Annotated in this window: 1 protein-coding gene; it reads right to left on the minus strand. The window is 43.2% G+C overall.

From position 1 onward, the window contains the following. Positions 1 to 208: 208 nt before the first annotated feature. The gene (locus IQR33_RS19885; RefSeq protein WP_005374332.1) at positions 209 to 382 is read right to left on the minus strand and encodes a hypothetical protein; all 174 of its coding nucleotides are present in this window, start codon (positions 380 to 382) and stop codon (positions 209 to 211) included. Positions 383 to 507: the final 125 nt, after the last annotated feature.

Consider the following 507-nt stretch of genomic DNA (forward strand, 5'->3'; position numbering starts at 1 on the left):
GAAGCGTTTGTGCAGAGAGTGCAAGATGATGAGTCTGGACAGTTAGTTACTGAGTTGATTGAGGTCACCGACTGGGGATGCTCAAACGGCAATTATCTTGAAGAGATGAGCTTGTTTATTCAAGAAGTTCAAAAGTAAAAAACCGAGCGTTAAGTCGCTCGGTTTTTCTGTTTGTGGAACGCTTTTGTGCGCTGGCTCGTCAGGACGTTTACTCCTCTGGATACTCGCCCATACCTTGCGTTTTACCTTCCGCTTTCCAATGCTCTCCAGGAGCAAATGCTTCATCGCATAAATCTACGGTGTAGCCCATTTCTGTGATTTCCTTCAAAGTGAGGTTATCAGCAATATTTGCAACTTCCCCCGATTTATTCCGTAACTCCATGTTGATCTCTCCTCTGTAGGTAGACGAGTGGCATCAATGCACAGTGAAGAATGCATTGGTAACCTTTGTTCTAAGTATATAACCCTCTGCTAAAAATGAAGGTTTAATACTCTTTTTAAGTGTGG

Source organism: Vibrio sp. OPT46 (genome assembly GCF_015163535.1).
In the GTDB taxonomy this organism is placed as follows: Bacteria; Pseudomonadota; Gammaproteobacteria; order Enterobacterales; family Vibrionaceae; genus Vibrio; species Vibrio alginolyticus.